Below are 15,343 nucleotides of genomic sequence, written 5' to 3' on the forward strand. Positions count from 1 at the left end.
AATCCTAAGATATTGGCCCAATTAAAACGAGCGTCCGTGGTCTTTCAACATAACCCTCTCGCCCATCTGGCACAATCTCCACTAAATCAATTTGAGTCGGGTTGATCTTAATGATTCGCCCTTGGTTCATACCCAAATAACTACCAACCTGTACACGCTCAATCTGACCATCTGGTGTTTGAATCAAGGCGATCGTGTCATTATGCTTACCACGCATACTACCTTTCATATTCAAGGCCTCAAGAGCATAACTCTCTAAAGGTTGTGACTGCCGGTTAAGGTTAGGATAAACACGCTTACCTGCCATAATTTTTAATTCAGCAGCTAATGAACTTGGCATAAACGGACTTTTCAACTGGTGCGATGCGTAATTAAATAATGGTACTGGAGCAAATACAGGAGCAGGTTCGATAGGTAACGGTTGTTGATTACGAATATCAGCCATCTGTTGATTTACAGCATCAATACGAGAATCACAACCAACCAAGCTAATTGTAATAAATAGAGCAGATATTATTTTATAATTATTCATCAGTGCTGCCCTCCTTGAACTGCTGGAGTTGTCGTTGTAGCTGGTTGAGTCATAGATTCTTTCTCAACTTGCTCTTCAGGACTAATATAACGATATGTTTTTGCTTTAATTGAGTAGTTTACGACAGGAATGTCTGAAGCCTTTAACGAATCTGCTTTTCCAGCTTCAACAACAAAATCATGCAACGTTACGATGCGCGGCAATGCAGCAATCCCTGTAACAAAAGCACCAAAGGCGTGATAATCACCTGTAGCTTCGATACTAATTGGCTGCTCAATAAAAAACTCTTGCTTTACTTCATTTTCTAAGCGGATATTTTTAAACTTTAATCCAGAGTTCACACCAGTTAAATTAATATCTTCAACTAAACTTGGAATTTCAGTTTCTTTCGGTAGTTGTTCTAATTGTTGATTGAAATTTGCTTCCATTTCTTGTAATTGAGCTTGATATTGCTGCAAATTACGTAATTTAGAATCTTTTTCTTTAAATTCATTTAATAAATTTTGCTCTTGTGCTTGCGCGCTGGTTATATTGTCAAGTTGTTTTTTAATGACAATAAAATATCCTAGAGCAATAACTGCTAGAAAAACGAAAATCCAACAAGTGATTTTTACAGATAGAGGCCACCCCCCATAATTATTCATATCCAACGTATTAAACTGTTGGAAAAATTGCTCGAACGTCATCTTCTTTTTCTTTACAACAGCGACTTCCTGATTTAAATCATCCGATTTTTCTAAGTTCATTTTGTCACCCCTGCTGTCCCTGATGCTGCTGCTTCTAAAGTTGAGTCAGCTTCAGCTGTTGTCCCTATCTCCCCCAAATCGACAGTAACCAGAAAACTACCATAATTTTCTTCGATTCGAGGAACTAAAGAGCTTGTTGTTTTATCTTTTTTATCATCTGCCGCCAAGAAAGAATTCATAAACGCGTTACGATACCAAGGTGAAGCTTCTAGATTTCTCAAAAGCTCAGCAACGGTATTTGGACTTTCTGCTTTACCCTCAATGGTAAATTTATCACCTGTACGGGTAAATTTTGTCAAATACATTGTAGGTGGTGTTACTCGCACTAGCTCATCAACCAAACGCACTGTAATAGGACGCTGTCCTTGTAAGCCTTGAATCAACTTCATACGCTCAATGATTGCATTACGTTGTTCTTGCAAACCATCTAATGACTTAAGTTGAGTATCTAAATTCTGATTAGTACTTACAATTAGCTGATTTGCCTGCTCCTGATCATTCAGTTTATGGTCAAAGTACATCCACCCAGAAAAAACTGATACTACGCCTAATGCTGCTACCCCAGCACAAAATGCAACGAACTGTTTCTTTTTTTGTTCTCTTAGCTCATCACGCCAAGGGAGTAAGTTAATCTTTGCCATTAATCAAAACTCCTCAATGCTAAACCACATGCAACCATCAATGAGGAAGCATCATTTTCAATTTTTTTAATATCAATCTGCGGAGAAAAGCCCATTTGTAAGAATGGATTAGCAATGGTGACGCGATAACCTAGTTTTTGTTGTAACAACTTGGCTAAACCAGGAATATTGGCATTACCACCTGCCAATAAAATATGGTCAATCTCATTGAACTGTGATGATGAAAAGAAAAACTGAAGTGAGCGAGCTGCCTGTTGAACTACGGCATCTAAAAAAGGTTCGAGCACTTCCGTATCATAGTCGTCAGGCAGTGTTCTTTCTTTTTTCGCACGCCCAGCCTCTTCAAAAGACAAACCGTAACGGCTCTGAACATCCTGGGTTAGCTGTCGACCACCAAATACCTGTTCACGTGTATAGATAATTTTACCTTTCTGCATGACAGATAAGGTGGTCATAGTATGACCAATATCTAAAATACCAACTGTGTTTGCACCGATTGGCAAAGTATCTGCGAATACACTGAAAGCACGTTCCATGGCATAACTTTCAACATCAGCAATTTTTGCAGATAAATTAGCCAGCTCAAGAACTTCTACACGTGTGTCAACATTTTCTGTACGCGTTGCCACTAACAATACATTTACACGATTTGGGTTTGCTAATTTGTCAGATAAGACTTCAAAATCTAGACTTACTTCATCCAATGGGAACGGAATGTATTGCTCAGCATCCATACGAATTTGAACTTCTCGTTCATCGGCTGTCATATCTGCATCCATTTCAATGATTTTATTAATCACCATTGAAGTTGGCACAGCTATAGCCACATTCGTCGTATGCGGATTCGCAAGGTTAACGACTCTTTCAAGCGCGTCACCAACTGCTTCTGGATTGATGATGCTTTTTTCTACGACACTGTTTTCAGGCAGTGGCATCACAGCATAGCTTTCAACCCAATATCTACCGTTCTTTACAGAGAGCTCCAATAACTTAACAGTTGTCGAACTAATATCGACACCCACTAACCCCTTATTTGGTTTACGATATAACCTGAGCACAGTACATTCCTATTTATTTTTTTATCCCCAAAAATACAACTCACTAATTTGTTTTGGTCTTTAATTGATACGGATACAATATCTCATCTAACAATCCGTATGTCTAAAGGATATACTGACCATAATTAGTTTGCCATTCGCTCTTATTAAAACTTACTTATTATGAAAAAGCTATCCAGTTCTGGTATTGTTCGTCCATTTTTTTTGATGCTTATTATTATATTAGTCTCACTTCCAATGGGATTTTATGGCATGTATCTCTATCTAGCACCCTCTTTGCCTGATATGAGTTCATTAAAAAAGGCACCTTTACTAAAACCATTGCAAGTTTACACGGCAGATAATAAGTTAATTGCAGAATATGGCGGCAAACTTTCCATTCCAGTGAAATACGAACAGATTCCACCAGCGTTTATCCATGCATTTCTAGCAGCAGAAGATTCGTCATTTTTTGAACATAATGGGATTAGTTTTAAGGGCTTAGGGCGAGCACTAACAGAATCTATTACAGGGTCAGATGTACAAACTGGTGGTTCAACCATTACCATGCAGGTGGCAAAAAATTATTATTTGAGCCCAGAACGAACGCTAAAACGCAAACTAACTGAAGTTTTTCTTGCTCGCAAAATTGAGCAAAATCTTACCAAACAAGAAATTCTAAGCTCATACGTCAATAAGATCTTCTTAGGCAAAAATGCTTACGGAATTGCTGCAGCTGCACAAATCTATTACAACAAAAATATTAATCAACTTACCATTGCGCAAATGGCAATGATTGCAGGATTACCAAAAGCACCATCAAAATACAACCCTGTCGTCAATCCTGAACGCGCGCTTGAACGCCGGAATTGGATTTTAGGGCGTATGCTACAACTTGGCTATATTAATCAGAGTCAATATCAAAAAGCTGTTGCTGAGCCAATCAACCTGAATATGATTAATCGCTCTGTCAATAATGTTTTCCCGTACGTTGGCGAAATGGTTCGTTCAGAATTGGTTGAAAACTTTGGCGAGCAAGCAATTGATTCAGGATATAAGGTATATACGACGATTGATAGTAACCGTCAACGTTACGCTGAAGAATCAATTCAAGACGGTTTAGAAGCCTATGATCGCCGCCATGGTTGGCGTGGACCAGAAGCACATGACAAACCTCTTAACCAGTTTGTCCCATATGCAAATACCTATCCAGCACAAGTCATAAAAGTGAATAACAATTCTTTTGATGCTTTGATGCAAGATGGCTCAACAGTTACGGTAAATTGGGCAGGAATGTCATGGGTTCGCCCTTATCGGAATGCGAACAGCGTAGGCGGCGCTATGTCCAATGCTTCACAAATCGTTAAAGTGAAAGATATTATTCGATTACGCCCCAATGAAAACAAAACCGTTTGGTCTTTAGTACAGGTTCCTAAAGTTCAAGGTCAATTGATTGCATTGAATCCAAATGATGGCTCCATAGAAGCTGTTGTTGGCGGCTATAGTTTTTATCAATCTAAGTTTAACCGTGCGTTACAAGGGTGGAGACAACCAGGTTCAACTATTAAACCATTTGTTTATGCATTGGCACTTGAACGTGGTATGACACCTTATAGCATGGTGAACGATAGCCCCATCAGTATTGGTAAATGGTCTCCAAAAAACTCCGATGGGCGTTACTTAGGCATGATTCCTTTACGTCGTGCATTATATTTGTCAAGGAATACGGTTTCTGTCCGTTTATTACAAACTGTGGGAATTGAACGCACACGCCAACTATTTATGGATTTTGGATTACAAGAAGATCAAATTCCTCGTAATTACACAATCGCATTAGGAACACCTCAAGTACTCCCTGTGCAAATGGCTACAGGCTATGCCACTTTTGCAAATGGCGGTTATCGCATTCAGCCCCATTTTATTAAACGAATAGAAGATGCATCAGGCAAAGTAATTTATGAAGCAAATCCAGAATACGCTTGTATCCCTTGTATTAGTGATCCAAATGCCTATGCAACAGCCGATGCTATTCAAGAGCAAGATGCTGTAAATGAAATCACCAATGAAACTTTAGATGATGTATCTGCCGCATCTGAAACTGTTACATCTAACTCTCAAACAGCCGCAACGACAAATAGTAATTATCGCCAAGCGCAACGCATTTTAAAATCTAGCTCAGCTTATGATATGGCTAATATTTTACGCGATGTGATTCAGCATGGTACTGGACGAGCAGCACTTAAAATCGGTCGTAACGATTTAGGTGGAAAAACAGGAACAACCAATGATGCCAAAGATGCATGGTTTGCAGGTTTTAATGGAAAATTAGTTGCAATCGCCTGGGTTGGTTTTGATCAACCTCGTACACTCGGTCGACGTGAATATGGCGGAGTTGCTGCTTTACCAATTTGGACGAATTTCATGGCGAATTCGCTTAAAGATACGCCATCAGCTTGGGTACATTTCGATAAAGACGCGAAAGATCCAATTTCATTCGACAAATTACAACTGGAGAAAAATGAAGGGCAAAAAGAATATCGCGCTTCCCCACCGTTGGCACGCCCACTTTATCGTCCTGCTCCTGTTGCACCAACTCGCTCCGCGCAAACTGACTTCTCAGATTTACCAGATACAGCACCATCTGATGAAGAGCAAATTATTGTTCCAGCGATGGAAACAGCATCACCCCAAAAAGAACATGATGGTATTGAAAATTTAATTAATAATATTCAATAAGTAAATTTAAAAGAAGCCATCAAATTGATGGCTTCTTTCTTTTTTGGAATACATAAATTTGAAAAGCGGCTGTCACTAAGAAGTGCTGTTCTTGTTCTAAAATCATTCTTCGTTCAGGATTCGCTTTATAAGCATAAGGTGTCATAGCAATCAAATTTTTTAGCGCTTGTTGATCTAACTCGATTGCACTCTCGACAAGTTGTTGTTGCTGTAATTCAAATTGACCATCTAGCTGTTCTAAAAATTTTTCTGGTTCGTGTAAATTTACTTGCTCAAATAAAGCTTCACGCAACCTATAGAGATGTCGAGGTGCAGGTGTCACCACAATCAGATGACCATTCTCTTGAAGAACACGTGTGATCTCTTCTTGTGGAATTGGACTAAATAAACTAGTACATACGTCGATTGAATGATCCTGTACGGGCAATGTTGCACCCGTCCCAACAACCCAAGTGACTTTGGAGTTGAGTTTTGCAGCTCGTTGTACAGCTGTTTTAGCAATATCCACACCTATACAGTGTTGAGTATGCGCTTGCATCGCACTGGTGTAATAACCTTCACCACAGCCAATATCTAAAATAGTTTTCGGCCTGAGCCACTGCAACAGTTCAACAATCGCCTGCTGTAACGGCTGATAAGCACCTGTTTGCAAAAATTCACGACGAGCCAATACCGACTCTGCAGTATCCCCTGGTGTCTTACTATGCTTATGTTGTACGACATGCAGATTGACATAACCTTGTTTAGCGACATCATAATGATGGCCTTTTTCACAACGCCAAGAACGCTCAACCAAATTCAATGATTGGCGACAAACAGGACACATCAATAAATTCATCTATTTTCTCCAAACATAAAAAAAGCTGGTGATCACCAGCTTCTTTTTGAATCATGGTTTAACGCAACTTTAAGGTCATTAAGCCTAACACAACAAGGAAAATGGTAATAATCCAAAAACGAATAACAACCTGTGTTTCCTTCCAACCTTGTTTTTCATAATGATGGTGTAAAGGTGCCATCAAGAAAACGCGCTTATTCCGCATTCGTAATGAACCAATTTGTAAAAACACAGAAACGGCTTCCATTACAAAGACACCACCCATAATCGCAAAAACGATTTCTTGGCGGACCATAACAGCAATTGTACCTAGCATCGCACCAAGTGCCAAAGCCCCGACATCACCCATGAATACTTGAGCAGGATGCGCATTATACCAAAGGAAAGCCAAACCTGCGCCAACCATGGCTGAACACACCACCACCAGTTCAGAGGTATATTTTACATAGGAAATATGCAAATAATTGGCAAACCGAATATCACCTGATAAATAGGCAAATACACCCAAACCTGCTGCAACCATGACAATTGGCATAATTGCCAATCCATCCAATCCATCCGTCAGATTGACTGCATTTGACGCCCCATTAATCACTAAATAAGTGAAAACAATAAATGCTAAACCAAACGGCACCGCTGAAAGTGGAATGGAGAGATTCTTAAAGAATGGAATCAGCAAATCTAGCATATTTGCAGTATTGATTGGATTATCTTGTTGTTTTGCAATTAGATATAAAGCAATACCAGCACCTAATGATGCTACAGAAGTCCAAAAGAATTTTTTACGTGCAGGTAAACCAGCATTATCTTTATAACGAACTTTAATCCAGTCATCTGCCCAACCAACAGCACCAAAGACCACCATAACACCCAATACAATCCAAACATAAGGGTTTGATAAATCAGCCCATAATAAGGTACTAATACCAATTGAGAGCAGAATTAAGATCCCACCCATCGTTGGTGTTCCCATCTTCTTCGCATGATTTTCAGGAGCAAATGAGCTTACTGCCTGACCATATTTTAAGGCTTGTAATTTACGGATCATCACAGGCCCCAAAGCCAAGCCAATGGTCAAAGCAGTTAATACACTCAACAAAGAGCGTAATGTTAAATAACGAACCACTTGGAAAGAGCTGTTATAGCCTGCCAATTGTTCAAATAACCATAACAACATTTAAATCTTCTCCATCAAGTCAGCCATCAACGTTTCCATATGGGTATAGCGAGAACCTTTAAATAGGAAACTCATGTGCTGGGGTTGATGTGTCTCTACTAAACTCATTAAAAATGACAAAGCTTGCCCCTGATTCAGAAAAGCTTGTAATTTTTTACCGTATTGTGTGCTTCTTGCACCTTCTTGAGTGGCAGGTGAGAATTCACCCACTGCAACTACAAAATGAATACCTTGCATCGAAACCAAATCTCGGCCCAACAAATAATGTTGTTGCGCTGCTGTACTTCCAAGCTCACCAATATCCCCGATTACCATCACTTTAATGCCCGTTTGTTGAGCAAGAACTTCTGCTGCTGCACGCATTGAAGTTGGATTGGCATTATAAGTATCATCAATGAATAAGTGATTTTGGTGTTGAATAAAATTCAGACGCCCTTTGGCACCCTGTGCTTGTTCTAAGCCTTGTACAATATCATCAAGCGCAATCCCAATTGCCAAGGCAAATGCTGTTGCAGCAGTTGCATTTTGCACATTATGTGCACCTGCAAACGGTAGATCTACTGTACGGATACCCTGTGGAGTATGTAAATTGAATTTTGCTGATTGAGGATGTAATTCAACCTCTGTCGCAAACACATCGCCACCATCACCAAAACTCAACATTGAATGAGCTTGAGCATTTTCACGAATAGTCGCTGTAAAATCATCATCAGCGGGAACAACCGATATTCCGTCAGGCAAAATATGCGAATAGATTTCTGATTTAGCGCGACAAATGCCCTCACGGCCACCAAATTCACCCAAATGCGCTGTACCAATATTCAAAATCCCCGCCACATGTGGCTGCACCAGATTCGAGGTGTAATCAATTTCACCTTGGTGACTGGCACCCAACTCCATCACAGCATATTGATGCTCCTGACGCAGTTCCAGCAACATCATCGGCACACCCAAATCATTATTCAGGTTGCCACGCGTGATCAAGGTTGGTGCTAAACGGGATAAAATACTACCCAACATTTCTTTCGTGGTGGTTTTACCACTACTGCCTGTTAAAGCAATCACTTTCAACTGTGGATTTTGCTGACGGCGATACGCTCCAAGATGCCCTAAAGCCAAACGTGTATCTTTAACGACGAGTTGTGCAATATCTGCATCAATTGGGCGCTCTACGATGGCAATCTCACAACCTTGCGTCGCCACTTGTGCTACAAAATTATGAGCATCAAAGCGCTCACCTTTTAAAGCAAGAAAAACATCTCCAGCTTCAGCATGACGAGAGTCAGTCAAAATACGTTTAATTTCGCTTTGTGGAATCTTATGATTATGCCATTCACCTTGAGTCGCTTGTTGTAATTGCTCTGCTGTCCAAGGTTCTAGTGGAACGGTGCTGGTTGTTGAAGTATGCATACGCTTTATTTACCTTTTAACCTTAGTGTGCAGGATAAGCTAAATCTACAGAATGTGGCTGAGCATTAATCGCGGATTGCACTTCGACTACATCATCAAACCAGTGACGAACGCCATCTACTTCCTGATAGTTTTCATGACCTTTGCCAGCAATCACGACAATATCTCCAGCTTGAGCTTGAGCGACCACAAATTTAATCGCTTCACGGCGATCATGAATTTCATGTACGCTGTGTTCTGCAAAATCAATTCCCTGCTTCATATCAGCAAAAATCTGTTCAGGGTTTTCAGTTCGTGGATTATCCGAGGTGAGAACTACTGGATTAGCATGATCAAGCGCAGCCTGAGTCATTAAAGGACGCTTACCGCGATCGCGATCACCACCGCAGCCAAATACCGCCCATAATTGTCCAGTGACATGACGTTTCAACGTGGTTAACACCTGAATCAATGCATCAGGTGTATGTGCATAATCAACGACAAATAGACGATCCGCATCTTGAATGACTTGCATTCGTCCTGGTGCACCCTTAAGTTGCGGAACAAACTGCACTAAATCAGCAAGCGAAAAACCAGCATATTCTGCTGCAATCAAGCTCGCTAATAAATTTTCTACATTAAAATGTCCAAGCAATGGGCTTTGCACAGCAAATCTACCTGTTGGACTAATCAATGTAAAACTTGCACCACTCAAGCGATATTGCAAATGATCAATATAATAATCCGCAGAAGTTTGAGTCAAAGAATAAGTCAAAACTTTCGGTTTTGATGGATTTTCTTTCGCAGCAGCCAGCATCACGTTTGCATGTGCATCGTCGATGTTAATCACAACAACTTTTAATGTAGTAAATTTAAATAATAGCGCCTTAGCTTCTGCATAAGCCTCTAAAGTACCGTGATAATCCAAATGATCACGACTTAAATTACTATAAACCGCTATCTCAAGATCACAACCATTCAGACGACCTTGTTCCAGACCATGCGAACTCGCCTCAAGTGCAACAAAACTAGCCCCTTGTTTAGCGTAATCATGCAATGCCTGCTGTAATTGCAGCGCATCTAAAGTGGTGTGGGTTGAGGGGGTCAAGTTTGGCAAGATACCATTGCCTGTTGTCCCCATCACTGCGCAGCCTTGCCCTTGCGAACTAATTAACTCTGCAATTAATCGTGAAATCGTGGTTTTACCATTGGTACCTGTGACTGCAATACCACGTAATGACTCTACAGGATCGACCGCTTGTAAATATTGCTGCTGCAATTCACCCATAAGAAAACGTACTTCAGGGCAAACCCATTCGTTCGCAAGCCCCAAACTTGTTTCACTAATGACCGCCAATGCCCCTGCATTCAGCGCATTTTGTGCAAATTGACGGGTTTTTTCAGGTTGGCTATAACTACTTAAAGCAATAAAAATCTGCCCAACTTCAATCTTACGGCTGTCTAGACAAAAGCCTTGAAAAGGCTGAGTGAACCAAGCCGCATCGATATGAATCGGATATATCTGCTGAAAACTAATCGACATAATCTACCTACGGATTGGATTTTATAGAGGTATCAAGTGGTTTATCTAAAGGTACATTCAGTAATCGTAGCGATTCTTGCATAATTCTCGCAAAAACGGGCGCTGCAACGAGACCACCATAATAACGACCTTGAGGATTTTCAACGACGACAATCATCGCCAGACGAGGATCACTCACTGGAGCAACCCCAGCAAATAAGGCACGATATTCATTACTCGAATAACCTTTACGGTCAGCTCGTAATTTATGTGCCGTACCTGTTTTACCACCCACACGATAACCAGGAATATTGGCCTGTGTAGCTGTACCACCTGGCATAGTAACTTGCTCAAGCATCAATAACACTTGATCTGCAATCTTAGGATCAAGAACTTGCTTACCTTGGGGTGCTTGATCTAATTTTCTAAGACTTAATGGCATTTCCACACCATGGTTTGCGAGCATCGCATAACCTTGTGCAACTTGGAGAATGGTTGCGTTTAAGCCATAACCATACGCCATCGTACCCAACTGAGAGGGGTTCAACTTATCACCCGAATACAACAGCCCTGCGCTCTCGCCTGGAAATTTCACATCAGAACGATGCCCAAAACCGACACGACGGAAGAATGATGGAATCGCATCTTTAGGTAACGATAACGCAAGTTTGGCTGAACCCACGTTAGATGATTTAACAATAATACCTGTCAGGGTTAATGCACCATAGTTGTGTGTATCACGAATGGTATGCCATCCCAACTTCATTGAACCTGGTGAGGTATTCACGATTGTGTTTGGCGTGTATTTGCCACTTTCTAAGGCAGCTGCAACAGTAAATGGCTTCATCGTCGAACCCGGTTCGAACATATCGATTGCACCACGGTTACGCATTGCATCTTTGTTGGCTAAACCATTTTTATCATTTGGGTTATATGACGGCCAACTGGTCATTGCTAAAATTTCACCAGTTTTTACATCTACAGCAATAGCGGTTGCCGAACGAGCATTATTTGCAACACCAGCAGCGGTCAATTCACGATACATAATATATTGCAAACGTGAGTCGATACTGAGTGTGACATTTTCACCTGACTCGACTTCTTTAATCACTTCTGAGACTTTAAGACGATTACCTTTTTTATCCCGAATAATTTTTTGTTCACCATCGACGCCTGACAACTGTTTATTCAGTTGCATTTCTAAACCTTCAACCCCAACACCTTCACTATTGGTTAAACCAATAATTTGTGCATTCGGCTGTGGTTGCGGATAGTAACGCTTATACGTCTTTTCAGCATAAACCCCTTGAAAGTTTCGCTTGGTAATGAGGTCAGCTTGCTGCGGTGGAATTTCTTTTTGTAGTACCAAATAACGTGAGCGTGGACGAGCTTCCATTTGCTTTTTGAGATCAGCACGGTCTACACCAACCGCATCTGCCAACTCATCCAAATTCAAGTTTTTATCAGGTAATTGACGTTTTAATTTTCGGTTATGTGGATCTTTTTTTAATTCGGCTGTGATTTCATCAAATTGCTGTTTCGTTTCCCAATAGTCTCTGGGATCAATCACAATTTTCATGATCGGTGTACTAATCGCTAAAGGCACTCCGTGGCGATCACTAATCACACCACGCATTGCTTCTAGGCGTTCCGTACGCAAAATATTGGCATTCGCTTTATTTTGTAAAAAATCTTTATTGACCACTTGCACATAAAATGCACGTGCAATCAACACAATAAAGCACAGTAACACCGTGCCCCAAAGCAAATAAAATCGCCACATGTCTAAAGCAAGTGTTGGTCTTTCAGAAATGGACTGCTGTTTTTTTCGTATTGGTTTACTTCGCTTATCTGCCATACAGCATGCCTTATTTGTCTTGCTTTGAAGTCATAGGTAAAGAAATCACAACCGTTTGTGCTGCGGGTGGTGAAAACATCCGCAATTGTGTAACAGCACGAGAGCCAATCTGCGCAGTTGCACCAAACGTTTGTTGTTCAATCAGCAAGCGCCCCCATTCTGCATTCAGATCGTCTCTTTCACGCATATAAGCACTTAAATCACGATAATCATGACGATATTCAAACACTTGAAAGACCACCATCATTGCGCTTGTGAATACCATCGCAATCAGCACAGCATACACTACAACTTTTTTCAGTCCTTTCTTGCTGCTAGATATGATCTCATCATCATTCTTTTTATTCATTATCTGCCTTTCTGCTCTAAACGCTCTGCTACACGTAACCATGCACTACGTGAACGAGGATTTGCTTTTACTTCTGCTTCACTCGCACGAATACGAGACACTTTCTTTAAACGTCGCGTATCGATCTGTGCTTGAGGCATTCCCCAACCATGATCTTCCGCTAAAGTTGATTCTTTTTGAATAAATTGTTTAATCAAACGATCTTCCAAAGAGTGGAAGCTAATCACAGCCAACTGTCCTTGTACTTTCAACAATTCTACAGCTTGCGGTAAAAACGTTTCAATATCATCAAGCTCTTTGTTAATTGCAATACGAATCGCTTGGAAAGTACGCGTTGCGGGATGTTTATGCTTTTCCCACTTTGGATGCGCAACCTTAACAATTTCAGCCAATTGCGCTGTTGTGATGATTTCGCCTGCCGATTTAATCGCTTTGGCAATACGGCGACTATAACGCTCTTCGCCATATTGGAAAATAATATTGGCTAATTTTTCTTCTTCGATTTCAAGTAACCATTCCGCCGCAGTTAAACCTTGAGAATTATCCATACGCATGTCTAGTGGGCCATCTTGCATAAAGCTAAACCCACGTTCTGCTTGATCAAGTTGTGGTGAAGACACACCCAAATCGGCCATAATGCCGTCAACTTCGGTAATACCAATATTTATTAATTCCGCCTGAATATCGGCAAAACTGGCATGAATAATTTTAAACCGCGAATCTTCTTGTTCTAATTGCGCGGCAACTTCAAGTGCCTGAGGATCTTTATCAAAGGCGTAAACACGCGCATTTTGATCCAATTTGGAAAGTAAGAGCTTGGTATGCCCTCCTCGACCAAACGTTGCATCGACAAAAATACCAGTATCGCGACCTGCCAATACGCCATCAACGGTTTCATGAAGTAAGACAGAAATATGCGACATAACAATAGGATCAATAGCTAAAAATGTAACTGCACATTATCACCTTGTTTTATCCCAGTACCAAATGACTTTTTGTAGAGAATTCTTAACTTTTCATAAATAAAACCGTTTTCTTATCATTTTTTATGCAACAAAAAAGCAAATACTCCGTGTATTTGCTTTCCCATATTCAATCACAAATTTTACATATAATTTATTTACTGTTTGTCTGTATAAATTTGATCAAAAATCGCACCATTCACAAAGTGGGTTTTTTGCGCTTTTGCCCATCCACCAAATACATCGTTAATGCTGAATAGTTTGATCTTTGGAAATTGTTTCGCATATTTTGCTGCAACTTGCGGATTACGTGGACGGAAATAATGTTTTGCCGCAAGTTCCTGCCCTAAAGGTGAATAAAGAAAATTTAAATAACCGCGCGCTAAATTGCGATTACCATCTTTATCCACGGTTTTATCTACAATCGCAACTGAAGGCTCAGCCAAAATCGAAATTGATGGATAAACAATATCGTATTTATCTTTACCTAAACCTTGGGTCGCCAATAAAGCTTCATTTTCCCATGACAGTAACACATCGCCTATACCTCGCTCAGCGAATGTAGTTAAAGAACCTCGCGCTCCCGAATCAAGTACCTTGACATTTTGGTATAACTTTTTCACTAAATCACGAGCTTTAGTCTCATTACCACCGGGTTGTTTCAACGCATAGCCCCATGCCGATAAATAAATCCAACGCGGTGCACCCCCTGTTTTCGGATTTGGGGTAATAATTTCGACACCCTCTTTGGTGAGATCATTCCAATCACGGATATTTTTCGGATTTCCTTTGCGGACAAGGAAGACAACCGTTGATGTATAAGGTGCAGAATTATTTTTAAATTGTTTTTGCCAATCTTTACGAATGAGACCTGCATTCGCAATTTCATCAATATCATTCGCCAAAGCCAATGTCACAACATCAGCCTGTAAACCATCAATTACCGATCTTGCCTGTTTACCTGAACCACCATGCGATTGTTTAAAATCGACCTCTTGACCTGTACGCTGTTTCCAATATTGACCAAATGCTTGGTTATATTCTTGATAAAACTCTCGTGTTGGATCATAAGATACATTTAAGAACGTTGTAGCTGCCTGCGCTATGCTACTTAAACCCAAAGCAAGCAATGCTGCGGCGATCACTGTTTTCATTTATTATTCACTCATTTTCTGTATATCTGTGACCACTATATTTATTTAAAAATAATTTACAATCAAATAGTTATATCAATAATTTAGAAATTATTCTTTTTTTTATATATCGCAATATTAAGGATGTATTGCAGTTAAAATGCTAAGTGTTTATTCATGTTATTTTTATTTTGAGAAAAATTATCATTCTCCACTTTTTCTACACATTTGCTTGTTAGATTTGATTTGCACATATTCTAGCCATCAGGCTTACAATACCCAAAAGTGTGTTTGTTTGTTTATTATTTTTTGTAAAAAGTGTGACGTAGTTATGCTTTTTATTAAAATTTATGTTTGAATCGTATGATTAAAGCAATACTATAGTCATTTAGTTAGTCTTGTAGACTCGAAGTCATGAAGGGG

The 15,343-nt window shown here is 40.1% G+C and carries 12 protein-coding genes and 1 pseudogene; 1 reads left to right on the top strand and 12 read right to left on the bottom strand.

The features are described from left to right. Nucleotides 1-4: 4 nt before the first annotated feature. The 4 genes from CDG56_RS06970 to CDG56_RS06985 are packed head-to-tail and all read right to left on the bottom strand — an operon-like array spanning nt 5 to nt 2,977. Nucleotides 5-532 (bottom strand): pilus assembly protein PilP, encoded by a 528-nt coding sequence (locus tag CDG56_RS06970; protein ID WP_087547380.1) that lies wholly within the window; start codon nt 530-532, stop codon nt 5-7. Further along, nucleotides 532-1,278 (bottom strand): type 4a pilus biogenesis protein PilO, encoded by a 747-nt coding sequence (locus tag CDG56_RS06975; RefSeq protein ID WP_087547381.1) that lies wholly within the window; start codon nt 1,276-1,278, stop codon nt 532-534. Before CDG56_RS06975 ends, CDG56_RS06970 begins: the two co-directional genes overlap by 1 nt. Beyond that, nucleotides 1,275-1,919 carry a PilN domain-containing protein gene (locus CDG56_RS06980; RefSeq protein ID WP_087543715.1) on the bottom strand — a complete coding sequence of 215 codons (645 nt, stop codon included), beginning with the start codon at nt 1,917-1,919 and terminating at the stop codon, nt 1,275-1,277. The genes CDG56_RS06975 and CDG56_RS06980 overlap by 4 nt, the downstream gene beginning before the upstream one ends. Next, a complete protein-coding gene (locus CDG56_RS06985; protein WP_087547382.1) occupies nt 1,919-2,977 on the bottom strand; it encodes a pilus assembly protein PilM in 1,059 nt (352 codons plus the stop codon). Before CDG56_RS06985 ends, CDG56_RS06980 begins: the two co-directional genes overlap by 1 nt. Nucleotides 2,978-3,139: 162 nt before the next feature. Here CDG56_RS06985 and ponA point away from each other — a divergent pair, with 162 nt between their 5' ends. Then, nucleotides 3,140-5,692, top strand: coding sequence for a penicillin-binding protein PBP1a (ponA, locus tag CDG56_RS06990; RefSeq protein WP_087547383.1), 2,553 nt, complete (start codon nt 3,140-3,142; stop codon nt 5,690-5,692). 19 nt (nt 5,693-5,711) lie between these two features. Here ponA and CDG56_RS06995 read toward each other — a convergent pair whose 3' ends face one another. The 8 genes and pseudogenes from CDG56_RS06995 to CDG56_RS07030 all read right to left on the bottom strand — a co-directional run bounded on the left by CDG56_RS06995 (nt 5,712) and on the right by CDG56_RS07030 (nt 14,941). Then, entirely contained in the window at nt 5,712-6,530 is an 819-nt protein-coding gene (locus tag CDG56_RS06995) for a putative RNA methyltransferase (RefSeq protein ID WP_087547384.1), read from the bottom strand. A gap of 58 nt (nt 6,531-6,588) precedes the next feature. Beyond that, entirely contained in the window at nt 6,589-7,707 is a 1,119-nt protein-coding gene (gene mraY, locus CDG56_RS07000; RefSeq protein ID WP_005156607.1) for a phospho-N-acetylmuramoyl-pentapeptide-transferase, read from the bottom strand. Next, entirely contained in the window at nt 7,708-9,117 is a 1,410-nt protein-coding gene (locus tag CDG56_RS07005; RefSeq protein WP_087547385.1) for a UDP-N-acetylmuramoyl-tripeptide--D-alanyl-D-alanine ligase, read from the bottom strand. It lies immediately after the preceding gene. A gap of 22 nt (nt 9,118-9,139) precedes the next feature. Next, entirely contained in the window at nt 9,140-10,639 is a 1,500-nt protein-coding gene (locus CDG56_RS07010; protein ID WP_087547386.1) for a UDP-N-acetylmuramoyl-L-alanyl-D-glutamate--2,6-diaminopimelate ligase, read from the bottom strand. A 3-nt stretch (nt 10,640-10,642) separates the two neighbouring features. Continuing rightward, a pseudogene (gene ftsI / locus CDG56_RS07015) lies at nt 10,643-12,476 on the bottom strand (penicillin-binding protein PBP3). A 10-nt stretch (nt 12,477-12,486) separates the two neighbouring features. Further along, nucleotides 12,487-12,825, bottom strand: a complete 339-nt coding sequence (gene ftsL / locus CDG56_RS07020; RefSeq protein ID WP_004660120.1) for a cell division protein FtsL — start codon at nt 12,823-12,825, stop codon at nt 12,487-12,489. Then, nucleotides 12,825-13,748 carry a 16S rRNA (cytosine(1402)-N(4))-methyltransferase RsmH gene (rsmH, locus tag CDG56_RS07025; RefSeq protein ID WP_087547387.1) on the bottom strand — a complete coding sequence of 308 codons (924 nt, stop codon included), beginning with the start codon at nt 13,746-13,748 and terminating at the stop codon, nt 12,825-12,827. Before rsmH ends, ftsL begins: the two co-directional genes overlap by 1 nt. Nucleotides 13,749-13,945: 197 nt before the next feature. Beyond that, nucleotides 13,946-14,941, bottom strand: coding sequence for a sulfate ABC transporter substrate-binding protein (locus tag CDG56_RS07030; RefSeq protein WP_087547388.1), 996 nt, complete (start codon nt 14,939-14,941; stop codon nt 13,946-13,948). Between the last annotated feature and the right edge of the window lie 402 nt (nt 14,942-15,343).

This window comes from Acinetobacter sp. WCHA39 (assembly GCF_002165385.1).
Taxonomy (GTDB): domain Bacteria; phylum Pseudomonadota; class Gammaproteobacteria; order Pseudomonadales; family Moraxellaceae; genus Acinetobacter.

Bases quoted from the DNA above. Each gene is read 5' to 3' on its own strand.
- CDG56_RS06970 (WP_087547380.1), bottom strand. From the start codon at position 532: ATGAATAATTATAAAATAATATCTGCTCTATTTATTACAATTAGCTTG.
- CDG56_RS06975 (WP_087547381.1), bottom strand. From the start codon at position 1,278: ATGAACTTAGAAAAATCGGATGATTTAAATCAGGAAGTCGCTGTTGTA.
- CDG56_RS06980 (WP_087543715.1), bottom strand. From the start codon at position 1,919: ATGGCAAAGATTAACTTACTCCCTTGGCGTGATGAGCTAAGAGAACAA.
- ponA (WP_087547383.1), top strand. From the start codon at position 3,140: ATGAAAAAGCTATCCAGTTCTGGTATTGTTCGTCCATTTTTTTTGATG.
- CDG56_RS06995 (WP_087547384.1), bottom strand. From the start codon at position 6,530: ATGAATTTATTGATGTGTCCTGTTTGTCGCCAATCATTGAATTTGGTT.
- mraY (WP_005156607.1), bottom strand. From the start codon at position 7,707: ATGTTGTTATGGTTATTTGAACAATTGGCAGGCTATAACAGCTCTTTC.
- CDG56_RS07005 (WP_087547385.1), bottom strand. From the start codon at position 9,117: ATGCATACTTCAACAACCAGCACCGTTCCACTAGAACCTTGGACAGCA.
- CDG56_RS07010 (WP_087547386.1), bottom strand. From the start codon at position 10,639: ATGTCGATTAGTTTTCAGCAGATATATCCGATTCATATCGATGCGGCT.
- ftsL (WP_004660120.1), bottom strand. From the start codon at position 12,825: ATGAATAAAAAGAATGATGATGAGATCATATCTAGCAGCAAGAAAGGA.
- rsmH (WP_087547387.1), bottom strand. From the start codon at position 13,748: ATGTCGCATATTTCTGTCTTACTTCATGAAACCGTTGATGGCGTATTG.
- CDG56_RS07030 (WP_087547388.1), bottom strand. From the start codon at position 14,941: ATGAAAACAGTGATCGCCGCAGCATTGCTTGCTTTGGGTTTAAGTAGC.